Here is a 22303-nt window from a genome sequence, read left to right as displayed (position 1 = left end):
AGAGAAGCGGTTTGAGAAGATTTAGGCCTGACTCGCGACTTTGGGGTTTAATAACCGTTACAGTGCTCAATTAGCCTATTGAGCACTGTATTTCGTCTACTGAGACATCGACGGATCATATACGGTAACTTTGTTCCTACCAGTTTCTTTTGAATGATAAAGAGCAGAATCTGTCGCTTCGATCCACTGCTCATGCTTGTCAAAGCTATTGTCGTAACAAGCGATGCCAAGGCTCACAGTCAATCTAATTTCTTTCTTGTCATAATAGATCACTGAGTTTTCTATCATGCTTCGCAAACGCTCTGCAAAAATCAATGCCCCATCCGCATCGGTATCGACAAGTGTAACTGCAAACTCTTCACCGCCATATCGACCAGCAACATCTGTTTCACGCAGCGTTTTCTTTAAAAGGTCAGAGATATGACGTATCGCCTCATCTCCGCCGCTATGGCCATACTCGTCGTTAATTTTTTTGAAAAAATCTATATCAAACATCAACAAACAACTACAACCATTATTGCGCTTTAAACGTTTAAATTCAGTCCGCGAGCACTCTTCCCAATACCCTCTATTCGATAATTTAGTCAGAGCATCTGTACGGCTCATTTCCTCAAGCGTTTTGTTTGCTTTTTCCAACTCTAGCTTATTCATTGCTTCATCTGTGACATCATAGAGGATCACACATATGTGACCGACATCCCCTGTTAACGTTGTCAATGGAATAAACGTTGCGTTTTGATACATATATTCAGCTTTACCGGTAATAGGCCGGTAGTTTTTAAAGCGAAATATATATGGTTGCTGCTCCCATATGGTAAAAGAGCGATTCTTGAGGACAAAAACTGGCTCGGCTTTCCCCCTGAACCAAGACTCATCAATGCTCGGGAATAGATCGAATACATCTTTATCTTTTACTGCACTAGGCAATAATCCAGAATGATTTTCCATAAAACCATTCCAAACACATACACGATAATCTCGGTCCAGAACAACCAGCCCAACATCAACTGTGTTAAACATATCCATTAGCCAATGGATTTCATTCATATCAAAATCAGAAGCTGGCATAATTCTAATCTTCTAATAAGTATGCGACTTTAAATTTAAGCGTCTTCAAAGAATCTTCAGTGAATAGTAGCATCAAGTCGCAGTTAATATTATGGTGTTCAATTCCATAGCTAATTTCAATTGCTAGGGTCCTCTGCCACCTTGCTTTATTGGCTTTTACCAACTCAGATACCTCACAGTGTTGCCCAAGAACAACGGGATGTCCTTGGCTAAATGGCATATCGAGCTGTTTAGAGAGGCCTGTTAATATCGCACCAATCAATATGTTGCTAATGTCCATCAGCAGTTCGAGTTCAACCTTTTGGTTCAACTCACCTCCATATTTCATCAAAGACGCGATTTCTTTGAAGCTAGAATCATTCAATAGCAGCAATGCTTCTCCCGAAACACCACCACCGATGAAGCCTTGGCACACACCAGATGTAGAGGCGTTTGCGTCTATTGCTTGCAAGGCCATGTGTAATTCGTTGACTTCTAAAACATTGACGTTAGGAATTGGCAACTCCACAAAGACATTGAGCAACCTAGCCAGCAAGTCGCCAGCTTGGCCCATTGCGACATTTGCAATTTCTTGGTAAATATCTCTGAGCTCAGGTTCAATTTGCTCGCCAAGCTTGTGAACTAAGCTCTCGCGGATCGCTTTGTCTTTGATACCATGCTGAGTAATAATCTCTTCAAGCTTTTTTGCATCGCACGGTTTTCTAATAAAATCTATTGCCCCAAGCTCCATCACACGTTGATGTGCATTGGGCTGTATATCTCCTGATACAACAACAGTCAGAACATTCAGTCCTTGTTCTTGTATCGCTTGCAATACTTCATAACCATCCATATGTGGCATATTGAGATCTAAAAACAAAATTTCAGGCGTGATCTGTTTTATTTTCTCAATACAATCCAATCCGTGTTCTGCAAACTCAACTTTTATATCCCAGTCATCAGGCAAAGACCGTGCAAGTTGCCGTCTTGCTAGTTTGGAATCATCACAGATTAGGATGGGTGTTGACATAAAAGCTCTCTATATATTGGGTACAATACCCAAAATTCTAATTATAGTTATCAAACAGCAGTGTTTAGATTAAATATGTTAATCAATGCATGATTAATTTACAATCCAAATTACTACCAAAGCTTGGTTATATAAAATCAGTATAATACACTGTCGTGAATTGCGAAAAATTTAAAAAGGAATACGTTATGCGTAGAGTTCCCTTTATTACAACAACCATTTTCGCGCTGAGCTGTTTTTCAGCCAGTGCTGCGCTCGACGAAAACCAAGTAGATAAAGGCAAAGTTACTGCTGGGGGTAAACCAGTTACTTTGCTTGGCTCTGGTGTTACTGTCGGAGAGCAAGCACCTAGCTTTAAAGTAGTTAATGCCGATTTCACACCAGTGTCATTGTCACAGTTTGATGGAAAAGCTGTTGTGATCAGTGTTGTTCCCAGTTTGGATACTGGCATTTGTAGCCTTCAAACCAAATACTTTAATGAAAAAGTGGCAGCTCAGTACCCAAATATTGTGATGTTGACAATAAGTACAGACTTACCATTCGCTCAGAAACGTTTCTGTAAACAAGAAGGCGTTGATAAAGTTCAAACGTTATCTGATGCTGTATGGCGAAACTTTGGAGAGCAATATGGCTTGTTGATTAAAGATATGGGCTTATTGAGTAGAGCTGTATTTATCCTAGATAAAGATCATAAAGTAAAATACAAGCAACTCATCGGCAACCTTGCTTCTGAACCCAACTATGCTGACGTTATAAAGTCACTAGATACGCTTTAAATCACAACTAAAAAGTAGATCTCAAAACAAAAAAGCCAGCTATCGCTGGCTTTTTAATGATTCAATTGAAGAGAAACGGCTGTGGAGCAGTTTCAAAAATCGTCATTGCAAGCGCCCAATATGAGTAATCGGACGCTTTCTAATACTGATTGTAGACTAGTATCTCTCTTACTTACTTAAATCTAGCATCAGCTTGTTTAGGCGCGTTACAAAGCCAACAGGGTCTTTCAAGCTACCACGTTCAGCCAGTAGTGCTTGATCTAATAGTACTTCTGACCATTGAGCAAACTTGTCTTCATCTTGCTCATCGTTCAAGTGCTTAACAAGCTGATGGTCAGGGTTAAGCTCAAATATTGGCTTGCTCTCTGGCGCTGATTGACCAATTGACTCCATGAGCTTCTGCATTTGAGAGCTCATATCATGGTCATCGACAACCACACAAGCAGGAGAATCTGTTAGACGGTGTGTGAAGCGTACCTCTTTAACTTTGTCACCAAGTGATTCAGTGATGCGCTCAACTAACCCAGCTACCTCTTTTTCACTCTCTTCTTGCGCCTTTTTAGACTCTTCATCTTCTAAGTCACCTAAGTCTAAGTCACCACGTGTAATCGACTGTAGCTGCTTGCCGTCAAACTCAGTAAGGTGCCCCATCATCCACTCATCAACTCTATCCGACATAAGTAAGACTTCAATGCCTTTTTTGCGGAAGATTTCAAGATGCGGTGAGCTTTTAGCCGTTGCAAAGCTATCTGCAACAACATAATAAATTTTATCTTGCCCTTCTTGCATACGTTCAACGTATTCAGATAGCGCAACATTTTGTGTGCTTTCATCTGTATGTGTCGAACTAAAACGCAGTAACTTAGCAATTGCTTCTTTGTTTGCAGCGTCTTCTGCTGGACCCTCTTTGATAACTTGACCAAACTCATTCCAAAATGTTTGATACTCTTCAGGTTTGTTCTTACCCATTCTATCAAGCATTTTCAGCACACGAGACGTACAACCCTTACGAATTGCCTGAGTCACTTTGTTATCTTGCAAGATTTCACGTGACACGTTTAGTGGTAAATCATTAGAATCAAGCAAGCCTTTTACAAAGCGTAAATAGCTCGGCATGAACTGCTCTGCATCATCCATGATAAATACACGCTGGACATATAATTTTAGTCCCGTTTGGCGATCACGGTTCCACATATCAAATGGCGCTTTCTTTGGAATATACAACAGGCTTGTGTACTCAGTTTTACCTTCTACCTTATTGTGAGCCCAAGTTAATGGCTCTTCCCAATCATGACCAACATGCTTGTAGAACTCTTTATACTCATCTTCTGAGATCTCCGACTTATCACGCGTCCAAAGTGCAGTTGCTCGGTTAATTGCTTCCCACTCACCTGGTTGAGCTTCTATTTTTTCACCATCTGGTCCTTCTGATTCAGGGACCGGTGCTTTGAACATTTCAACAGGGATTGAAATATGGTCTGAATATTTGGTGATAACTGAACGTAGGCGGAAATCATCTAAAAACTCGCTTTCTTCTTCACGAAGGTGCAAAATAATTTCTGTACCGCGGTCAGCTTTATTGATTTCAGCTAGGCTGTACTCACCCTCACCTTTTGACTGCCATTCAACAGCAGACTGCTCACCCGCTTTGCGTGTACGAACTGTTACGTCATCAGCTACGATAAACGCTGAATAAAAGCCTACACCAAATTGACCGATTAGCTGTGAGTCCTTCGCTTGATCGCCAGTTAAATTTTGGAAAAATTCAGCAGTGCCAGATTTTGCGATTGTACCTAGAGAGTTAATCACCTCTTCACGGGTCATACCAATACCATTATCTGAAATGGTAACTGTTTTAGCATCTTTATCAGCACTTATTCTTACTTTAAGCTCAGCATCCCCCTCATACAGGTCGCCATTTTGCAAAGCTAGATAGCGTAGCTTGTCAGCTGCATCAGAAGCGTTTGATACAAGTTCACGTAAGAAGATCTCTTTATTTGAATATAAAGAGTGGATCATAAGGTTTAATAGTTTACCTACATCTGTTCCAAACTGATGATTTTCTTTGTTTTTAATATCAGACATCGACTATATCCTAATCTATTTGGTATACAGGGTTTTAAGCTGTTAATCGTATTATGAAACGATATATTGTGCTTCGATGTCATTTTTCAAGGGGAAAGTAAAAATTTTTTCTACTTGATAGGTTGTGGCGATTACTGATCTAATTGTCGTAGTTTAGCTGTGCTACCTAACGAGATAGCACAGCGACTTGAATCATATGAGCCAGGGGGACTAAGCTGTTTTCTTGTTATCAAAAGCACTTTCAGCAATATCACATTGTTCCAGTAGCATCAAAAAGTTTGGTTTGCCAAATAACATCATAACATCCAAAAGTTGCGAAGCGGATAGCTCGGTTTTGCCAGATTCCCAATTTGAGATAGTCGCCTGATCAACGGGTGTTACCAAGCTTTTGCCTAACTGGGCTTGAGTCAAATTCATATCTTGACGCATTCTACGTATTGTCATTTGAATATAGCGCTTTGCGTCTTGCGTTTGTGCTCTTCGAGAGCGCTCATTTCTAGAGATTATACTCATAACATATCCATATTATTTATATCATTGTTCTGACATTGAATTTAACAATATACATTGAGCAAATAGTGAGCTCACTAGATACATACATCAGAAAAAATGATTAAAATTAACCCCGACCCAATTAGACAACTTATATCATTTCATGTAGGCTATCTGGGTCAACTGAGTAAATAATTGATCGGATTGGGTTATATGTCAACATCTTTTGCTACAAGATTGAAACAACTAAGGGTTTCATTGGAAGAATCTCAAATCAGTTTTTCTGAGATATTAGATATACCTACAGCCTCCTATCGCAAGTATGAGAAGGGGGAAAGGGAACCTACTTTGTCAGTTATTGAAAAGTTCTTTACGCATCCACTGACAGAAAATCACGCCTGTTGGCTGATCACTGGCGAGGACCAACCCAATCCGACCACTTTAATCACTGAAGCACCCCAAAAAGATAGCACTCAGCCGTTTAGTAAAGACTTTGAATCAAAATTTATTCAAACTGCAAAAGAAAGTTTATTATTTATTTGTCATTTAGGTTGGTTTAAACGAGGAAAAGAAGTCAATTTTGACAGTTGCGGCAAAATTTTATTGAGAGATTTAGAGCCATTTTTAGATAAACACGCCAGTGTAGAAAACAAAAAGGTTGGTTAATGATAAAGGTATAGGGGCTTTTAAACGTACTAAGATCCACCCTGCAATTAATTCACTTAATCACTTTTAGTTTTACTTTTTCTTGCTCATCATTGCTTTGTTTTAGTTGATAGTCTTTAGAGTCATCTCTAAAATCTTCTACCCGTTTTAATGCTACTTGAACAGCGTCGTGTTTAGTCATGTCATTGTCGATCTCAAGCGCTTTACCCAGATCCATTACAATCTCATACGCTTCATCATAGAGCTCCTCAGGCACATCTTCATTACCCGTAGGTTTAATAAATAGTTCACGGATCTTCTCTTCAAATTTAGTCAGAGAATGGCCGTTAATAATTGCAGCGAGAATGAAGCAGATCACTAAGCAGTGAATTAAAAGCAGTACAATTAAAAATGGCATCCTAACATTCCTTTGCGTATTTTTTTTTCATTATTACATCAAACGGATATTTTGCTATAAGGAAAAATTGCAAGACGATTGTTATCAAAACCAAAATTGAATAGTAGTGTTTAAATGAGGTTATATCTAAATAACCAGCCATCAATAACTGTGCTGTTTTTAACAACATACCAATCAGAAATAAGTAACAAGAGTATCTGGCAACTGGGGAGAAAGTGCACCCTCTGATCGCATGCAATAAAGTTAGTGCTATGATAAACGACGCGTTACCGCATGCGGAAATGAAGTAAAATATTTGCCTTCGCACCATTTTGTCTATCTGTAAGTCAAGTAAACTGTTGAGTAGATGCTCGAAAAGAAGGAGGCAAAACACCGAGGTTATAGTCGTTAAAAAGCAAGAATGTAGCTCGTGGTCAGATTTGTTTTTTAAGCTCTTACTTCCACCAAAAATTAATTCTCGTCGTCGTTCTTTAAATAGGTAAAGAAAACACCCAAGTACCGAAAACTGAAGCCCTACGATAATCCAAGAAATTGTATCCAAAAACTCATTCATAAAATTTTGCTAATACTTTCTGGTTGCCCCCAGCTATTTCAAACCAGAGCAAGGTATACCTATTGACACCAGTATTTGAAAAGACTTTTCCGATAATATCTAAGTCACTCTCTTATTCATTAATCAACCAACTCAACACGGGGAGTGTTTAGCAATCACACGGACATTCATTGCAAAAATGCTATTTAACCACCCACAAATTGGCTGCTTTATTTTTTGTTGTTTTTTCAGCTACAGGCGCAGTCTGCTCTTGCTCTGTATGCTGCTTTTGATCCCTAAAGGCTTCAACTCGCTTAAACACACTTTTAACACCATTGTATTTAACCATGTCGTTATTACACTCCAACACAACGGCTAGATCATCCACGATCTCATATGCTTGATGATATTCTTTTTCCGAAATATCTTTATCTTCCACAGCTGTTTCTTTTACAACTACATTCTTTATTCTCTTTTCGATAAAATTCAAACTGTGGCCTTTCACTATCACAGTAATGCAAATAGCAATAACAAGAATATAAAGCAATGTAGCAGCGATGAGCATTATCACAATAAAAACCTTATATGTATCTATCTAAGATAGCGTGTCCAACTTACCCACATTTTTTGTACATGTGTCAGGCTCAATTAAGCTTTGGTCCAAAAAAGTGAGTTTAAATAACAATGCTTTGGGTCACGCTAGTCGTTTAAATACCATCAGTCACAAGATAATAAATTTCTCTATTCCGAATTGCAACTTTTAATTTTACAACTTTTAAACAAAATATACTGGCACACCAAGCACAGCTCAAAAACTATTCTCAAGTCGCATTCATCTTAAATATCTAAGAAAAAATGTAATATTTACAATACTTTTCGGCCAGAAAATGCATGCATTAACGTCATGCCATCTACCAAATCTAGCTCCCCTCCAACAGGCATACCATGCGCTATTCGAGACGCTTTTACGTTGAGATTATTACACAACTCTGCAATATAGTGAGCTGTTGCTTCCCCTTCAACAGTTGGGTTCGTCGCAAGAATAACTTCTTGAACCTGGCCCTTCTGCAAAGTCTGCTGGAGCTTATCCAAACCGATTTCTTGTGGTCCTATTCCATCTAGTGGAGATAAATGACCCATGAGCACAAAATATAATCCGGTATACTGACCCGTTTGTTCAATCGCAAGAACATCTGTAGGAGACTCGACTATGCATAGCAGCCCCGTATCTTGACGCTTTACACTTTGACAAATATCACATACCGGTGTTTCAGAAAAAGTTCGGCAAGATTCGCAGTGGCCAATATCCTGCATTGCTTGGCTTAAACAGTTGCCTAATTGAGCCCCTCCATCTCGGTCTCTTTCCAACAAATGAAATGCTATTCGCTGTGCAGACTTCGGACCAATTCCAGGTAAGCACCTTAGCGCTTCGACTAAGGCTGCCAATTTAGGTGATAACTGCATATATCCTCAAATAGGTGTGAAAACACCACTGACTTTTCTTAATAAAATGCGATGATAAGTGATCAAACGCCCGATTGAAAGACATCTAAATTACAACCTTGTCAATTTGTCCGAAAATTGTCGAACAGCGTTTAATTTTCGCTCTTAGCTGTTTTTTTCAGACTTTTTGACCTAATGGCATATGCCAATAGTAAACCACTTAAAAACCCAAATAGATGACTTTCTGTACTAATATTTTCGGAGAAATTAAACAGAGTTCCAAGAAAATTAATATTTGCTAAGTACGTCAACACCGCGAGTACTATTAAACTGATAAAGCTTGCTACGTGACGTTGAAATACTGCGACGCCTGATAAGTAACCATAATACCCCATCACCACACCTGATGAGCCGATATGATTACCATCTCCTGCAAAAAGCCATACTAAGGCACCGGTCATAACTACAATAGCAACGCTGACTCTTTTAAATTTTGCTTGTCTACTTGCAATGTAACCACAGATCCACAGGCCAATAAGGTTGCCACTCAGATGTGACCAAGAGCCATGAATAAATGGCGCTGTAACAATACCAATGAGATAGTTTTCTTCTCGCGCAATTATTCCCAGTCGCTCAATAGGTACGCCAATGAAACCAAGTAACATACACCCTATCATTATCAAGGATGCACCAATTATATATTTAAAGTCTGTAGGGAAAAGGATACTGGACCTACGCATATCTGTTTATCTAGAGTGATACGTAAATGAGAGGATAAAGCGGCCCATGTGAGTAGTTTCACCCGATTGCCGTTGAGCAATTTGGACCGCTACAAATAACTCGAATAAGTTACTAATATCTAATTTAGAACGGCATTTTGAAGCCTGGAGGCATTTGCATACCGCCGGTTACTTCTGACATACGCTTTTGCGTTTCTTCACCAACACGACGTACAGCATCATTTACTGCAGCCGCGAGTAAGTCTTCGATCATGTCTTTGTCATCTTCCATAAGACTCTCATCAATTTCTACACGACGGACATTGTGGCTACCAAGCATAGTTACTTTTACAAGGCCAGCACCTGCTTCACCTGTTACTTCTAAGCTTTTGATTTCTTCTTGGGCTTTTTCCATGCGCTCTTGCATTTGCTGAGCTTGCTTCATGATATTGCCCATTCCACCTTTAAACATAGTGTGCTCTCTTACTTCAATAATTTAATTGGCTAAAAGATAAGGGCTATTGTAACCAATTACAATGCCTTTACCGATTTTTCGTTGACCACTGCATCAAACTCAGCAACCATAGTTTGGATGATCGGGTCTGAATTGACAGCATCAACCGCTTCTAGGTAGCGCTGTTGATCTATTTCTTGTTGGATCAAAAATGGGGTTGCCTGTACCTTGTCGATAAATTCCATCCTCAATTCTACTGGTTCATTTAGTGCCAGAGAAAAAGACTGTTGCAACTTATCACGCAGCATAGGAGAGTCTAAATGCTGTTGACTTTGTTCCGCCTGCAATACACAAACGCCACCTTGTTTTTCATACATGGCATGCAAAGCAAACTGTCTCACTCGACCACTCAATGCCATTTTTTCAATCAAGTTTGCCCAATCATCCTTTTCATACGCAAATTTTAAACTGCTTATTGGGCTTGTAAAGTTTTCAGGAATAGGCATCTCAATGACATGTTCCTGCACGTCCTCTTTTGCTGGTTGAGGAGAGAGCTGCTCAAGCAACTCAGGTGCAAGCTTGCTCTCGTCCTTTTTAAATCTCTCCGTAATTTCAACTTTCTTTGGACGACTTGGCGGCTCGCTGCGGGGAACATTCGTTACCGCTGGCTGATGATTGCTATTTGATATGGCCTGAGATTGATCCACCCGGGCTCTCGATGTCGGCATATCATGATTTATATTGCCATCGATATTTGCAGGTGGCAGTTGGCCTTGAGTATCTCGATTGCTTGATTCAAGCTTTTTTGGCGTATCATTGCCTCCAAGCAATTTACCTGCACCAGAGATTTGTCTGTTCTGTAAAATTTTTGCGATAGCAGATTGTGCTTGTCCTTGCTTTTGCGCATACAGCTGTCCCGTAGGAGCATCATTGTGCACTGTATGCTGAGCTTCTGAATTATCACTAGAGTAACTCGACTGCTGAGAGTGCTCATTAAATCCCTGAGCAGCTGCTTGCGCCATAATGTCGTTGTACTGTTGCTCATACTCTGGCATAGCATCTTGTTGAGCACTTTGTATCGGCGATGCCGAGTCCAACTTCGCGGGCTCTGGCGTCATACCTGTTTGGCCCGCAGCTGTATGTACATGCCCTTGCTGAGGCTGAGGTTGTGCACTTTGAGGTGTCTGCATCTGTGCTGGCACAGCTTGCACCTGGGTCTGCTGCGGTGTATTCGATATTGGTGCTGTCTGAGTTGCTGGAGTCTGTGTTGACTCCGCAGGCAAAGTCTGCTGTGTATTCGGTATTTGTGCCGTCTGAGCAGCTGTAGTCAGTGGTGGCTCTGCAGGCGATGGTTCCGCAGGTATAGTCTGCGGAGTATTGATTGGTGCAGATTGAGGCGGCTCCGAATTAGCTACTTTCGGCTCGATAACTGTTTTTTTTTGATTGTTATTTAGTATATCTCGCAAAGCACCTGCTTTAGATTTTTTTGCCACAGGTTGCCCTGTTGACGAAGCCTGTATTGTCGTATTTGATTGCGCAAAATCAGTACCTTCGAACGCAAGTAGCCTAAGCATAACCATTTCGAAACCAAGCTTTGCATCTGGCGCCCAATTTAAATCTTTTTTACCACTCAAAAGCAATTGATATAGCAACTGCGCTGTCTGCGTTGAGATTTGCTCTGCCAATGTTTTTACTTGCTGTTGGTCAAATTGACCGACATGAGCTGCTTGCGGAACCAACTGGGTAAGCTGGATCACGTGTAACAGAGCGATTAAATCATCTATCACACTGACAAAATTTCCGTTTTTAAGAGCAATATTGTCTATCTCTGCCATCAATGCATTGCCATCTTGACAAAGCACAGCACTCATTAACAACATAGCGTGAGCACTATCCATAAGCCCCAGCATTTGCTGAACCGCGTTAACAGTCAAATGACCATTTGTTTGCGCAATAGCTTGGTCAGTCAAACTTAATGCATCACGCATACTGCCATCAGCTGCTTTTGCTAAAATATGTAATGCGTCTTCTTCAAACTGAAAATTTTCTTGCGGCAATATTTTTGAGAGCTGCTCAACAATTTGGCCTTTAGCCATTGCATTTAAATTAAATTGCAAACACCGAGACAATATCGTAATCGGTAACTTTTGAGGATCTGTGGTAGCAAGCAAAAATTTGACATGTTCAGGTGGTTCTTCCAATGTCTTAAGCAAAGCATTAAAACTATGCTTTGACAGCATGTGAACTTCATCAATCAAATACACTTTATAACGCCCACGAGTCGGCGCGTATTGAACATTGTCTAAAATCTCTCTGGTATCTTCGACTTTTGTTCGTGAAGCCGCATCAATTTCAATCAAATCTATAAACTTGCCAGACTCAATTTCTTCACACGTCCCACATTGGCCACAAGGCGTGGAAGATATGCCTTGCTCACAATTCAAGCTTTTAGCAAAGATCCTAGCAATAGTCGTTTTGCCCACCCCCCGGGTGCCAGTAAATAAATAAGCATGGTGCAACCGCTGCTCATTCAAGGCATTAATCAATGCCTGCTTTACATGTTCTTGACCCATCATTTCATGGAATGATTGCGGCCGCCACTTTCTCGCTAAGACCTGATAGCTCATTAATATTACTCGCCGTCGAACTCTACTAATTTTAGAATATTAATACCTAATGCAGCAACACGTTCTTCACCGCCCAATTCTGGCAATGAAATAACAAACGCAGCATCGGTTGCAGAACCACCTAAGCGTGAAACTAACTTTGCTGTTGCTTCAATGGTGCCACCTGTAGCCAACAAGTCATCGACAAGTAATACCTTGTCACCTTGATCAATAGCATCTTTGTGCAGCTCTAATGTGTCTTCACCATATTCTAATTGATAAGATTGGCTGATAACCTCTCTTGGTAACTTCCCTGGTTTTCTGACAGGTATAAAAGGGATACCAAGTGCAAGTGCTAAGGGCGCACCAAAAATAAACCCGCGAGATTCTGTACCAATGATTTTATCAAACCCTTGACCTTTGTATGCGTCAATAAATGCATCCATTGTCGCTTGAAAGGCTTCTGGGTTGGCGAGTAAGGTTGTTACATCTCTAAACATAATACCTGCTTTTGGATAGTCAGGTACTGTCGCGATGCTATTTTTGATCAAAGACAAATTTTGTTGTGTCATAATCGTTCGTTTTTCAGATTTATTTTAGAAAGGAGATGATTATAACAAGAAAGGATCGAGTTTAAATGGGATTGGGTAAAAATCGAAGAAAAAACGCTAAAGGGCTCAATAAATGGGCCAATCTCGATGAAGAAGTGACCCACAAAATAAATTTTACCTCTACTGGGGGTATAATTTGGCCTTTAACTTCCTAAAGTCATCCAACCAAGGATCGCATTTAGACATCCAACAAAAACAAAGCAGACTAAAAAAACAAAAAAGTACTTAACATTAAATGGATCTTTACGTTCAGTTTCTGACATGAGGGTTACCTTTAAAAATATAGCCTTGACCCTATTAAAGGAAAAACAAGGAGTTAGCACGATTCGCGGCTATATCATAGTAGAACTTAGGCTTTCAATAAAGGTGAACTGTTTACTTTATCAACCACAATACCCAACTGTGTAAACTGCTGCAGTGTTTGCAATGCGCCTACTTCAAGTTGCTTAGCACTAAAGCCAGGTATTTGCTCAGACAATTGAGCACTAAGTTGGGATACCGATATGCCAGGGCTTAGTTCAATGCTAGCCAACAGCAGGCTTGTCATCGGGTTGAGGGCGATAAACCGCGTTTCTTCATCTGAGTCTCGATACACAACAAAACTAAAAGGCCCCCCCTGCGGTTTCGTTGGCTGGAAATCAGCTTGGATCTGATGCACAGGGTAAGTATATTGTACACATTGCGCGACGCTCGACAGATACAGCGAGGCCGACTCGTCAATATCGCCCTCAAAGAGATCATCATCTTGAGCGCGCTTCAATATTGAGACATTCAGTTCAACCCACTCATAATGGGCCAATTCGTACATAAAGGCTGGGTCAGTTTCGGTGGTGTTATACTCTTCGTCTAAATATCTTAAAAACTCCTGACTGATCTCCAAAAAGTATGGCGTTTCACATTTATGCTGCGCAAAAAACAGCCTAACCAGAGCCAACCAATCATCGCTATGGTATAAGCTTTTCAGAACTGGAAATGCTGAGGCAATAAACCCTTCAACATTATTGAAGAATAGCTCCCTGTAAACTTGCATTCTTCGCTCTTCGACATCAGACGGCTTTTCAAAATTTTGAGGGTCCTTAATATGCGCGACAAAATCAGCTTGCACTTGATGAAACGACATTAGGCAATTCCTCTTTGTTCATTCTGATGTAATAACTGCGCTTGATGAATTTGCTCAACCTCTGTCAGCAACTCATTCATTGGAGGAAGATTAAAATCCCGCTCAAGTAATGTTGGGAACACACCATGGATATTGTACGCTTTTTGCAGAAGCTGCCATACTGGGTCACACACTTCGGCTCCATGTGTATCAATTAGTAAGTCTTGCGCTTCAACATAGTGCCCTGCAATATGCCCATATGCGATGCGCTCGGACGGTAACGCAGCAAGAAAAGCTTCGGCATCGTAACCATGGTTAATAGAATTCACATAAATATTGTTTACATCTAAAAGTAAATCACAATCTGCCTCTTGCAAAACAGCAAGGGTAAAATCTATTTCGCTCATTTGTTGACCAGGAGCTGCGTAATAAGACACGTTTTCTACAGCTATTCGTCTCTCTAGGCGATTTTGCACTTCGGCGATCCGCTTAGCTGTATGTAACACTGCCTCTTCTGTAAATGGAATGGGCATCAAGTCATACATGTGCCCATTGCCCGAACAATAGCTGAGATGTTCGCTATAGCACTTGATATTATGCTGTTCAAAAAATACTTTAAGTTCAGCGATGAACTGAGTATCAAGTGCGTCACAGGAACCCAGTGATAACGATAGTCCATGACAGACAAAATTATGCTGCTCGGTTAAGCGAGCAAACTGAGCGGCAAACTTTCCGCCTAGTGTCATCCAGTTTTCTGGAGCAACTTCATAAAAATCTACAGTCTTTGGGGGGGCGCCAAGTAAATCATCGAGCATTTCTCTACGTAGCCCCAGCCCAACATTGCCAAAAGTGTCTTTCGTTATCACGCTGTCAGTTCCTATCTCTGCAAGGTAGCCAAACCTAGTTTAGTGGCTACCACCACATTTACCTTCGCCGCATTTGCCTTCTTTATTTTTTGTGCTGCCGCCACATTTACCTTCGCCGCACTTGCCTTCTTTACTTTTTGCGCCGCCACACTTACCTTCGCCGCACTTACCTTCTTTACTTTTTGCGCCGCCACACTTACCTTCGCCGCACTTGCCTTCTTTGCTTTTTGCATCGCCGCCACATTTACCTTCGCCGCACTTGCCTTCTTTACTTTTTGCATCGCCGCCACATTTACCTTCGCCGCACTTGCCTTCTTTGCTTTTTGCATCGCCGCCACATTTGCCTTCTCCGCACTTACCTTCGCTTGCATCTAATTGATAGCCAGCGGTTAATACTTCGTACGAAAATGGGTTTGCATTTGCTTCACCTGAAGCAAGTGCTGCGGTGCTCGCAACTGCGGCAGTTAATGTTAAGGCTAAAGAATTTTTCTTTACTGTATTCATCGTTATTTCTCTCAATCATTAATTCGGGTTCGTTTAATAGACCCTATTACCTAAAAACTAATTTCAAAGTTTTTCTATTTTGAGTGTAGAGCCACACAAATGGGCAGTTGTGTATGAGGAACAGATAAGATTTATATTAATAATTCGCTCCATCTCATATAGAATAGCGCGAATTTTATTTTGGTGCAGTACTGATGAAACTTATATTGGCCCCAATGGAGGGCGTTGTCGACTTTAAAATGCGTGAATTACTGACAGATCTCGGTGGGTTTGACCTTTGCGTCACCGAATTTGTGCGAGTTGTTGACTTAACATTGCCAAGAAGAGTATTCGTGCGCTACTGCCCAGAATTACTGAATGGCGGTTTAACCCGAGCAGGAACACCTGTTAGGATCCAATTGTTAGGGCAAGTACCCCACGTACTCGCAGCCAATGCGCGCAAAGCCGTCAAACTGGGTTCTCACGGTATTGACCTTAATTTTGGCTGTCCAGCAAAAACCGTCAATAAAAGTAAAGGCGGCGCCGTTTTACTCAAAGAGCCAGAACAAATCTACCAAATCATTAAGGCTGTTAGGGAAGCGGTCCCCGAAGAGCACGTTGTCAGCGCTAAAATTAGACTTGGCTTTGATGATGACGCCAACAGTAGCGAAATTGTAGATGCAGTGCAAAGCGCAGGGGCATCAAGTTTAGCTATCCACGCAAGAACGAAACGCGATGGCTATAAACCGCCGGCATATTGGGAGAAGATCCCTCCATTGCTCAAACGACTCTCCATACCCGTTGTTGCCAATGGTGAAATATGGCAAATTGAAGATGCACTAAGATGCCAGCAGCAAAGTCAATGCGAAGACCTCATGCTTGGTCGAGGCGCACTTGCAACGCCGGACTTAGCAGCAAAAATCAAGGCGCATGCTAGTAATAAAATATACCAGCCCTTGAGCTGGCAAGAAGTTGTATACCACATTCTCAACTCATCAATGCATCAGGACGAGAATGTCAGCGAAAAGTATTTTTCTGCGCGAACCAAACAATGGCTAGGGTACTTAAAGTTACAATATCCTGAAGCACATGGTTTATTTGAAGAAATAAAACGTTTAAAAACAAAATTAGATGTCGTTACCGTGCTTGAGAAATACGCAAAATCTCCGTCACTTGATTCAAATCATAACATCTAACTGATTGCATTAGATAATGGGCATTCAGAGGAGAACCTGCCCATGAATGAAAATCTACTAAAGCAATGCCAAGTAAAATTACGGAACGAGCTTGTTCAGACTAGAACAAGCTTTATCCAAGACTTAAAAACCAACACTAATCCTGTGATTCTAGAACTCGCGGAAGTACTAGAAAGTACGTCACCGACAGACTGGATAGATAGTATCAATGAGAAAATTTGCCCAAGTCAGTTCCCTAGCTACCAGCGACTTGTGCAAATTGAAGCAGCATTGTGTCAAATCGACATCGGTCAATTTGGCTTTTGTTGTGATTGCGAACAAGAAATCGAAGAAGCCCTTTTAGAACAAGACCCAGCCACCCAAAGATGCAGCCAATGCAGCCCAGCAAAAGTTCTTACAGACGCTTGAAATGAGGTAAATAGACCAGTGTTGTAGCTGGGAATAATACAATATTTTTTAGTAACGCATAGGCTTGCGCTTCGTCTATCACTAAACGTGATTGTAACCTATGCATTGCTTGCTGTTGAGACCAAGCAAACATATGTACACCAATGTCTACCTCTGCGAGAGTCGCTGCAACAGATAGTTGCTCTTTACTTAGTACAGTTCCACACTCTAACACCGTTTTGCGGATATTGATAAACAGATCACGCCAGTTCATACCTGCAACAGGCTCGCATTTATCGCCCAACAGGTTCAATGCCATAGGCTGGGATATCAACTCTTCATTAGCTTGCCAATTAAGCCGAATTGGCTCAGACACTTTCTGCGTTGTCTGACTCAACATATCAGCAAGTTCGTAGGGCGCATAGACACCATCGGTATAGTAGTTGATTTTGCTTTGATACCACTCTTTTCCGTTGGGATGTTGATATAAACCGATCCCTGAGCGAGTATTGTACGTGTGTAAATAGTGCGCTAATTCGCGAGCCGCTTTACTGTTGTAAGATGTGGACTCCAGATAGGATAAGATCTGTGCCTTTTCAATACGAGATAACAAAATCTTACTGTCTCTGCCCGTTTGCAGTGTTAATTTTGCCAGAGATAGCCAAGCATCTATTTCTTGTTGGGAAAAGTGTTTGACCGCCGACTCTAGCACATTGATTTGGGCAGGCCATATCAGAAACCGCTCTGGATATCGCTGCTGAATTTTAAGGTAGGCGTAAGTGTGTTTATTCTCTCGGCTAAGCTCTGTATAGTCGAGGTTCTCAAGTAATGCATGACGACGAGATAAGTAAGCATCATCAAAAGGCATAACCTTTTCAACATCTGTATTGGGGCTACCGGCAGAAAACCAGTTTAAAGCGCGGATCTGCTGATCAAATTGCGCTAGATTGATAGTTTCTTTAGGGTTGCTACAAGCACCTAAACACATCGTTAAACACAACACAGTTACTATACTAAAATTTCTCAACATCAAATCTCCACTTCGTAAGTATTACATCAGTGCCCTATTACCATATGGCGTGAGTAATTATTTAAAGAGATCACTTTCACAAAGGAATGCATGGCATAGTTTACGCAAACTTTTCGACATGAATATGTTTTGAATCAAACTTTAGTAACAAGCAATAAAAAAGCCCCTGTCGGGGCTTTTAAATTAAAGACTGATGCCTTTACGCTGTGCTTTTTCTTTAATGAATGCAGCCCAGCTGCGAGCAAACCTGCGAGTTTGAGGATCTTTTTGAGCCTCAATAATTGCACGGTATGCTTGCTTGTACTTCTCTTGATAAAGATAAGCTTCGGCTAAATCAGAGTAGATAGTACCCTTCTTCTTCGAGCCAAGATCAAGTGCTTTGTTTAAACGAACAACAGCCGCTGCATACTGAAGGTCTTGTAGCAATAAGCTACCAGCCTTTCTGTACATCTCTGGGTCGTTATCAAACTTTGCTGCTTCTTCGTAGTACTTTGCTGCTTTGTCAATGTTCTTCGCTTGGTGGAAGTAACTTGCCGTCGCAGTCACATTTTGCTTTGTACGCTCAATGTGCTTGTCTTTGATCGCCTTTTCAAACGTAGCAGCCGCTTTATAAGGGATCTCATTCAATGAGTAGTAACTACCAAGGATCTTGTAGTGGTTCTCTTTCTCAAAATAGCCCTTATCATATGCAATTTCCATCACAGTTTGACCTTTACGGTACTGTTCTGTTTGCATATAGAATGAACCAAGTTGAGTCCAAACCTGCTTATCTTCCGGGAAGATTTTAACAAGCGTTTCAGCAACACTAACAGCGTTCTTATACTGCTTCAGTTCAAAGTATGAACCGATTTTTAGCATGTAGTAAGACTTGTTAGGCTCTTCTTTATTTAGAGCAATCGCTTGGTCAGCAGGCTCAATCACATCAGCAAACTTTTTAAGCTCATAGTTTGCTTGAGCAATACGACCATAAACTTTAGGGTCTTGTTCACCCGTAAAGTCCATCCAGTCGTAATAGGCCTTTTTAGCACCTTCATACTGCTCAGTACCAATTAATAGGTCACCGAGTAACTTCATAAGATCAGCATGATCTTTAAAGTTAAGTACGTCAGGCGCTACTGCTTGACGAATATACTTGATAGCCGTTTTATACTCTTCTTTTTGAGCATAAAGGTTACCTAAGTAACGATTTACCGTAGCCTTATCAAAATCGTCAGATGCATCGATATCAAGAAGTAAAGTGATGGCTTCATCAACTTTGTCTTCGTTGTAAAGGTCGAAAGCTTTAATGACCTTTTTACCAACACGCTCACCCATAACTTTAGTCTTAGCATTTTTGCGCGCTTCGATCTTTGCCGGATCTGGCGCTGCAAACGCAGCGGTGCTAAGTGCACCGCCCGCTAGAGACATCATCAGAGCAAGAGCTGTTGCTTTTGACATTTGCTTCATATCTTACTCCTTAGTCCTGGTTAAGGTTGAAATCTAGTTGAACCTGAATACCAAATTGTTTCTGAGGTTTACCATCAACAATCTTTGGTCTGTACTTCCACTTACGAAGTGCACGTTGCGCTTCACGGTTGAAGATACGCTTAGGTTCAGCTGCAATAATTTTAATATCTTCTACGCCACCCAGCTCATTGATAGTAAATTCAAGCTGTACCCAGCCTTCTTTACCATCACGCGCTGCTTGCGGTGGGTATTTAGGTTCAATACGAACGATAGGTGTTGCTTCACCATCACGACCGAAATCACCCGGGCCACTCAGACCACCTGCCGTACCACCAATACTGATGCTAGGCATGTTAAAACCAATTGCACCAGCAGCAGGGTTTGAAGTCTCTGGCTGTGGCGGCTGCGGTTTAGGCGGCTGCTTAGGCGGTGGAGGAGGTGGAGGCGGCACACGCTTCCTCTCCTGCACATCTGATTCAGGCGGATTCGACATAATCTCGACTATGATCTCTTCTTTTTGGTTGTCTGCCCTCTCAGCTCCACCGGAGATGAGGTAAGACATAAAGAAGAATAAGCCGAAAGTTACTGCCCCACCTGCGAGAAGTGAAAACAGAAATCGAATCATTACTTAGCTCCAGCTATTGAAATCTTCAGTCCATCATCAGTTGCCTTGATCTGGTCCATTACCTTCACAACAACACCGTGCTTAGCGCCTTTATCCGCTTGGATAATGACAGTCTCAGTTTGTTGTTCAGCCAATAGGTTCTCAAGGTTAGCGCTTACACGCTCAACATCGACTTGACGCTTGTCCATCCAAATCTCACCGTTTTCACGGATAGCGATGAAGATGTTTGCATTTTTCTTAGTTTGAGCCTGTGCAGCTTTTGGCTTTTTAACTTCAATGCCTGCCTCTTTAACAAAAGAGGTAGTTACGATGAAGAAGATCAACATGATGAATACGATGTCAAGCATCGGCGTCATATCTACTGCTGCTTCTTCTTCTTCACGAAAACGCTGTTTACGTGCCATATTTATATCTCTCTCTAGTGATGTGGCAAGCTATCGATAAGTTTTTCTTTAGCCATTTTTGCTCTCGCTTCTAGGCGAGTGCTAAAGAATACACCAGATAGTGCCGCAACCATTCCAGCCATTGTTGGTATCGTTGCCATTGAAATGCCTGACGCCATCAAACGCGGGTTACCAGTACCTTGTGTAGCCATGGTTTCGAATACCGAAATCATACCTGTAACTGTACCTAGTAGACCGATTAATGGACACATTGCAACCAATGTTTTGATAATCAACATACGCTCATCTAATTTTTCAGACGCTTCAGAAACCCATGCTTCACGGATTCTGTGTGCGTACCAAGATGTAGTATCTTGGCGGGCATCCCATTTAGCTACAATCCCCTTATGCATTCTAGGGAATTCAACTAATAGGAACCAATAGCGCTCAATCATTAATACCCACATAAGAAAGAGTGCCATCGCGACAACGAACAGTACGTCGCCGCCTGTAGCAACAAAATCCCTGATAGATTCCCACGTCTCCACCAGGACTAGCATTATGCTTTCTCCTTCTCCGCGTGCGCAGCAACGATACCCGCGCTTTGCTCGTCAAGAACGTGTAGGATTGATTTACTACGACCAGCTACAATAGCGTGAAGTAGGATTAGTGGTAGCGCAGCAATTAGACCAAGAGCTGTTGTAACAAGTGCTAGAGAGATGTTACCTGCCATGATCTTCGGATCACCAGTACCGAATAGAGTAATTGATTCGAACGTTAAGATCATACCAACAACCGTACCTAGTAGACCTAGTAGCGGTGCGATAGCAGCAAGGATCTTGATGATGTTGATACCAGCTTCGATGCGAGGCGTTTCACGTAGAATTGCTTCGTCAAGTTTAAGCTCAAGGTTTTCAACGTCTTGGTTCTTGTTGTCATGGTAAACTTTCAAGATACGACCAAGAGGGTTGTTGTCACTTGGGTTGTTCGCATTCTTGATTTGCGATTTGATTTTCGCACCAACAAGCATAAGGTCAACAAAACGTACAAGTGCGATTAGTGCACCTAGTGCTAACAATGCAGTGATGATGTAACCAACCGTGTCACCTTGGTGCCAACGCTCTTCTGGTGTTGCTTTCTGCGTGTTTAGACGAAGAATTGCGCCACGAGTTGGGTCAACAACGAAAGGTACATAGCTGCTTGCAGGCGTGTTAAGAAGATCGCCAATTGTAGCAACAACGTTTGATGCAGGCTGCTTACCTAGAGGAACGATTGATTTGTTCTCTGCATCGTAAACAACGTAACCATCTTGTGTGATTAGGTTGAAGTTACCGATACGAGTAACAGGCTTAACATTGATGTCACCGCTTAGTTCAGCTACTTCAGCTTCGAAAGTAGATGTTTTAGCAGATTCAGTCATTTCAGTTTGGAAAGCAATCCAAAGCTCTTCTAATTCACGTGTAGTTGGAAGCTCTTTAGCTGCTGCTAGAGAACGAAGAACTTCTGCACGTCCTGGCTTTTCAGCACTTACGATTGACGCTTCGATTGAACCGATAGCATCTGCCGCTGAACGACGTACCACACCGAACATCTCACCAAGAGTACCCTGTGCGTTTACTAGCTCAGTTTCTTTCTCAGAAAGTGTTACTTCGTTTTGCTTGAATTGCTTGTTAAGACGCTCACCACGTGCTTTTTCAGCAGCAAGGTCACGCTTAGCTTTGTTTAATAGCGCTTGCTTGTCAGCGCGATCAGACAAGAATTCTTGCTCACGAGCTTTGTTAATTTTACCTTCAGAGATACGGTTCTGTTTAACTTGCTCAAGGATCTTGTCTAGTGCTTCAGTGTTTGCATGTGCATTCAACGCGGCACCAGCAGAAACTGTTAATGCTGCAGCAACTGCAAAACCTTTAAATAGCTTCTTCATGTTTTA

Annotated in this window: 24 protein-coding genes; 4 read left to right on the top strand and 20 right to left on the bottom strand. The window is 41.5% G+C overall.

All coding sequences use genetic code 11. The annotated features are described in order from the left end of the window. Nucleotides 1–96 precede the first annotated feature (96 nt). Together N483_RS10455 and N483_RS10450 are read right to left on the bottom strand one after the other, a co-directional pair. Complete coding sequence (locus N483_RS10455) at nt 97–1068, bottom strand: GGDEF domain-containing protein (protein ID WP_023402227.1); 972 nt, start codon at nt 1066–1068, stop codon at nt 97–99. A gap of 4 nt (nt 1069–1072) precedes the next feature. Then, a complete protein-coding gene (locus N483_RS10450) occupies nt 1073–2077 on the bottom strand; it encodes a response regulator (protein ID WP_023402228.1) in 1005 nt (334 codons plus the stop codon). A gap of 188 nt (nt 2078–2265) precedes the next feature. Between N483_RS10450 and tpx the strand changes: the two genes are divergently transcribed. Beyond that, entirely contained in the window at nt 2266–2853 is a 588-nt protein-coding gene (gene tpx, locus N483_RS10445; protein WP_023402229.1) for a thiol peroxidase, read from the top strand. 168 nt (nt 2854–3021) lie between these two features. On the opposite strand, the gene htpG is transcribed toward tpx, so the two are convergent. Then, nucleotides 3022–4938 carry a molecular chaperone HtpG gene (gene htpG, locus N483_RS10440; RefSeq protein WP_023402230.1) on the bottom strand — a complete coding sequence of 639 codons (1917 nt, stop codon included), beginning with the start codon at nt 4936–4938 and terminating at the stop codon, nt 3022–3024. Between the two features lie 210 nt (nt 4939–5148). After that, nucleotides 5149–5451, bottom strand: a complete 303-nt coding sequence (locus N483_RS10435; RefSeq protein WP_023402231.1) for a helix-turn-helix domain-containing protein — start codon at nt 5449–5451, stop codon at nt 5149–5151. 192 nt (nt 5452–5643) lie between these two features. Between N483_RS10435 and N483_RS10430 the strand changes: the two genes are divergently transcribed. After that, nucleotides 5644–6096, top strand: a complete 453-nt coding sequence (locus N483_RS10430) for a helix-turn-helix domain-containing protein (protein ID WP_023402232.1) — start codon at nt 5644–5646, stop codon at nt 6094–6096. Between the two features lie 52 nt (nt 6097–6148). Here N483_RS10430 and N483_RS10425 read toward each other — a convergent pair whose 3' ends face one another. From N483_RS10425 to N483_RS10375, 10 genes are all read right to left on the bottom strand, one after another. Next, on the bottom strand, nt 6149–6493 hold the full coding sequence (locus tag N483_RS10425; protein WP_023402233.1) for a hypothetical protein: 345 nt from the start codon (nt 6491–6493) through the stop codon (nt 6149–6151). Nucleotides 6494–7227: 734 nt separating this feature from the next. Beyond that, the gene (locus tag N483_RS10415; RefSeq protein WP_155250836.1) at nt 7228–7596 is read right to left on the bottom strand and encodes a hypothetical protein; all 369 of its coding nucleotides are present in this window, start codon (nt 7594–7596) and stop codon (nt 7228–7230) included. Between the two features lie 293 nt (nt 7597–7889). Beyond that, a complete protein-coding gene (recR, locus tag N483_RS10410) occupies nt 7890–8489 on the bottom strand; it encodes a recombination mediator RecR (protein ID WP_023402236.1) in 600 nt (199 codons plus the stop codon). Between the two features lie 131 nt (nt 8490–8620). After that, nucleotides 8621–9133, bottom strand: a complete 513-nt coding sequence (locus N483_RS10405; RefSeq protein ID WP_231105443.1) for a rhomboid family intramembrane serine protease — start codon at nt 9131–9133, stop codon at nt 8621–8623. A gap of 199 nt (nt 9134–9332) precedes the next feature. Beyond that, on the bottom strand, nt 9333–9659 hold the full coding sequence (locus tag N483_RS10400; protein ID WP_010368987.1) for a YbaB/EbfC family nucleoid-associated protein: 327 nt from the start codon (nt 9657–9659) through the stop codon (nt 9333–9335). A 59-nt stretch (nt 9660–9718) separates the two neighbouring features. Next, nucleotides 9719–12268: a DNA polymerase III subunit gamma/tau gene (gene dnaX, locus N483_RS10395; RefSeq protein WP_023402238.1), complete on the bottom strand. Its 2550-nt coding sequence runs from the start codon at nt 12266–12268 to the stop codon at nt 9719–9721. A 5-nt stretch (nt 12269–12273) separates the two neighbouring features. Then, on the bottom strand, nt 12274–12819 hold the full coding sequence (gene apt, locus N483_RS10390) for an adenine phosphoribosyltransferase (RefSeq protein WP_023402239.1): 546 nt from the start codon (nt 12817–12819) through the stop codon (nt 12274–12276). Between the two features lie 388 nt (nt 12820–13207). Next, nucleotides 13208–13978: a DNA-binding domain-containing protein gene (locus N483_RS10385; protein ID WP_023402242.1), complete on the bottom strand. Its 771-nt coding sequence runs from the start codon at nt 13976–13978 to the stop codon at nt 13208–13210. After that, complete coding sequence (locus tag N483_RS10380) at nt 13978–14823, bottom strand: DUF692 domain-containing protein (protein WP_023402243.1); 846 nt, start codon at nt 14821–14823, stop codon at nt 13978–13980. The genes N483_RS10385 and N483_RS10380 overlap by 1 nt, the downstream gene beginning before the upstream one ends. A 39-nt stretch (nt 14824–14862) precedes the next feature. After that, nucleotides 14863–15327 carry a hypothetical protein gene (locus N483_RS10375; RefSeq protein ID WP_063383341.1) on the bottom strand — a complete coding sequence of 155 codons (465 nt, stop codon included), beginning with the start codon at nt 15325–15327 and terminating at the stop codon, nt 14863–14865. A 194-nt stretch (nt 15328–15521) separates the two neighbouring features. On the opposite strand from N483_RS10375, the gene N483_RS10370 reads away from it, so the two are divergent. Then, nucleotides 15522–16502, top strand: a complete 981-nt coding sequence (locus N483_RS10370) for a tRNA-dihydrouridine synthase (RefSeq protein WP_036977438.1) — start codon at nt 15522–15524, stop codon at nt 16500–16502. 42 nt (nt 16503–16544) lie between these two features. After that, nucleotides 16545–16910, top strand: a complete 366-nt coding sequence (locus N483_RS10365) for a TraR/DksA family transcriptional regulator (RefSeq protein WP_023402246.1) — start codon at nt 16545–16547, stop codon at nt 16908–16910. On the opposite strand, the gene N483_RS10360 is transcribed toward N483_RS10365, so the two are convergent. The 6 genes from N483_RS10360 to N483_RS10335 form a co-directional block, all read right to left on the bottom strand. Next, nucleotides 16897–17919 carry a hypothetical protein gene (locus N483_RS10360; protein ID WP_023402247.1) on the bottom strand — a complete coding sequence of 341 codons (1023 nt, stop codon included), beginning with the start codon at nt 17917–17919 and terminating at the stop codon, nt 16897–16899. The two genes, N483_RS10365 and N483_RS10360, sit on opposite strands and share 14 nt — an antisense overlap. A 183-nt stretch (nt 17920–18102) precedes the next feature. Beyond that, the gene (locus tag N483_RS10355) at nt 18103–19365 is read right to left on the bottom strand and encodes a hypothetical protein (RefSeq protein WP_023402248.1); all 1263 of its coding nucleotides are present in this window, start codon (nt 19363–19365) and stop codon (nt 18103–18105) included. A gap of 10 nt (nt 19366–19375) precedes the next feature. After that, on the bottom strand, nt 19376–19990 hold the full coding sequence (locus N483_RS10350) for an energy transducer TonB (RefSeq protein WP_023402249.1): 615 nt from the start codon (nt 19988–19990) through the stop codon (nt 19376–19378). Beyond that, nucleotides 19990–20394 carry an ExbD/TolR family protein gene (locus N483_RS10345; protein ID WP_023402250.1) on the bottom strand — a complete coding sequence of 135 codons (405 nt, stop codon included), beginning with the start codon at nt 20392–20394 and terminating at the stop codon, nt 19990–19992. The genes N483_RS10350 and N483_RS10345 overlap by 1 nt, the downstream gene beginning before the upstream one ends. A 14-nt stretch (nt 20395–20408) precedes the next feature. Continuing rightward, the gene (locus N483_RS10340; protein WP_023402251.1) at nt 20409–20933 is read right to left on the bottom strand and encodes a MotA/TolQ/ExbB proton channel family protein; all 525 of its coding nucleotides are present in this window, start codon (nt 20931–20933) and stop codon (nt 20409–20411) included. Further along, a complete protein-coding gene (locus tag N483_RS10335; RefSeq protein WP_023402252.1) occupies nt 20933–22297 on the bottom strand; it encodes a MotA/TolQ/ExbB proton channel family protein in 1365 nt (454 codons plus the stop codon). The genes N483_RS10340 and N483_RS10335 overlap by 1 nt, the downstream gene beginning before the upstream one ends. Between the last annotated feature and the right edge of the window lie 6 nt (nt 22298–22303).

The sequence above is a fragment of the Pseudoalteromonas luteoviolacea NCIMB 1944 genome (genome assembly GCF_001625565.1).
Lineage (GTDB): Bacteria > Pseudomonadota > Gammaproteobacteria > Enterobacterales > Alteromonadaceae > Pseudoalteromonas > Pseudoalteromonas luteoviolacea_F.
The sequence above is the reverse complement of the archived record's forward strand: the minus strand, read 5'-3'. Positions and strand labels throughout refer to the sequence as shown.

Excerpts from the sequence above, each read along its gene's own strand:
- N483_RS10385 (WP_023402242.1), bottom strand. The coding sequence starts at position 13,978 with ATGTCGTTTCATCAAGTGCAAGCTGATTTTGTCGCGCATATTAAGGAC.
- N483_RS10430 (WP_023402232.1), top strand. The coding sequence starts at position 5,644 with ATGTCAACATCTTTTGCTACAAGATTGAAACAACTAAGGGTTTCATTG.
- N483_RS10345 (WP_023402250.1), bottom strand. The coding sequence starts at position 20,394 with ATGGCACGTAAACAGCGTTTTCGTGAAGAAGAAGAAGCAGCAGTAGAT.
- N483_RS10400 (WP_010368987.1), bottom strand. The coding sequence starts at position 9,659 with ATGTTTAAAGGTGGAATGGGCAATATCATGAAGCAAGCTCAGCAAATG.
- apt (WP_023402239.1), bottom strand. The coding sequence starts at position 12,819 with ATGACACAACAAAATTTGTCTTTGATCAAAAATAGCATCGCGACAGTA.
- N483_RS10335 (WP_023402252.1), bottom strand. The coding sequence starts at position 22,297 with ATGAAGAAGCTATTTAAAGGTTTTGCAGTTGCTGCAGCATTAACAGTT.
- htpG (WP_023402230.1), bottom strand. The coding sequence starts at position 4,938 with ATGTCTGATATTAAAAACAAAGAAAATCATCAGTTTGGAACAGATGTA.
- tpx (WP_023402229.1), top strand. The coding sequence starts at position 2,266 with ATGCGTAGAGTTCCCTTTATTACAACAACCATTTTCGCGCTGAGCTGT.
- N483_RS10355 (WP_023402248.1), bottom strand. The coding sequence starts at position 19,365 with ATGAAGCAAATGTCAAAAGCAACAGCTCTTGCTCTGATGATGTCTCTA.
- N483_RS10375 (WP_063383341.1), bottom strand. The coding sequence starts at position 15,327 with ATGAATACAGTAAAGAAAAATTCTTTAGCCTTAACATTAACTGCCGCA.
- N483_RS10340 (WP_023402251.1), bottom strand. The coding sequence starts at position 20,933 with ATGCTAGTCCTGGTGGAGACGTGGGAATCTATCAGGGATTTTGTTGCT.
- N483_RS10365 (WP_023402246.1), top strand. The coding sequence starts at position 16,545 with ATGAATGAAAATCTACTAAAGCAATGCCAAGTAAAATTACGGAACGAG.
- N483_RS10425 (WP_023402233.1), bottom strand. The coding sequence starts at position 6,493 with ATGCCATTTTTAATTGTACTGCTTTTAATTCACTGCTTAGTGATCTGC.
- N483_RS10450 (WP_023402228.1), bottom strand. The coding sequence starts at position 2,077 with ATGTCAACACCCATCCTAATCTGTGATGATTCCAAACTAGCAAGACGG.
- N483_RS10360 (WP_023402247.1), bottom strand. The coding sequence starts at position 17,919 with ATGTTGAGAAATTTTAGTATAGTAACTGTGTTGTGTTTAACGATGTGT.
- N483_RS10455 (WP_023402227.1), bottom strand. The coding sequence starts at position 1,068 with ATGCCAGCTTCTGATTTTGATATGAATGAAATCCATTGGCTAATGGAT.
- N483_RS10350 (WP_023402249.1), bottom strand. The coding sequence starts at position 19,990 with ATGATTCGATTTCTGTTTTCACTTCTCGCAGGTGGGGCAGTAACTTTC.
- dnaX (WP_023402238.1), bottom strand. The coding sequence starts at position 12,268 with ATGAGCTATCAGGTCTTAGCGAGAAAGTGGCGGCCGCAATCATTCCAT.
- N483_RS10435 (WP_023402231.1), bottom strand. The coding sequence starts at position 5,451 with ATGAGTATAATCTCTAGAAATGAGCGCTCTCGAAGAGCACAAACGCAA.
- recR (WP_023402236.1), bottom strand. The coding sequence starts at position 8,489 with ATGCAGTTATCACCTAAATTGGCAGCCTTAGTCGAAGCGCTAAGGTGC.
- N483_RS10370 (WP_036977438.1), top strand. The coding sequence starts at position 15,522 with ATGAAACTTATATTGGCCCCAATGGAGGGCGTTGTCGACTTTAAAATG.
- N483_RS10405 (WP_231105443.1), bottom strand. The coding sequence starts at position 9,133 with ATGTTACTTGGTTTCATTGGCGTACCTATTGAGCGACTGGGAATAATT.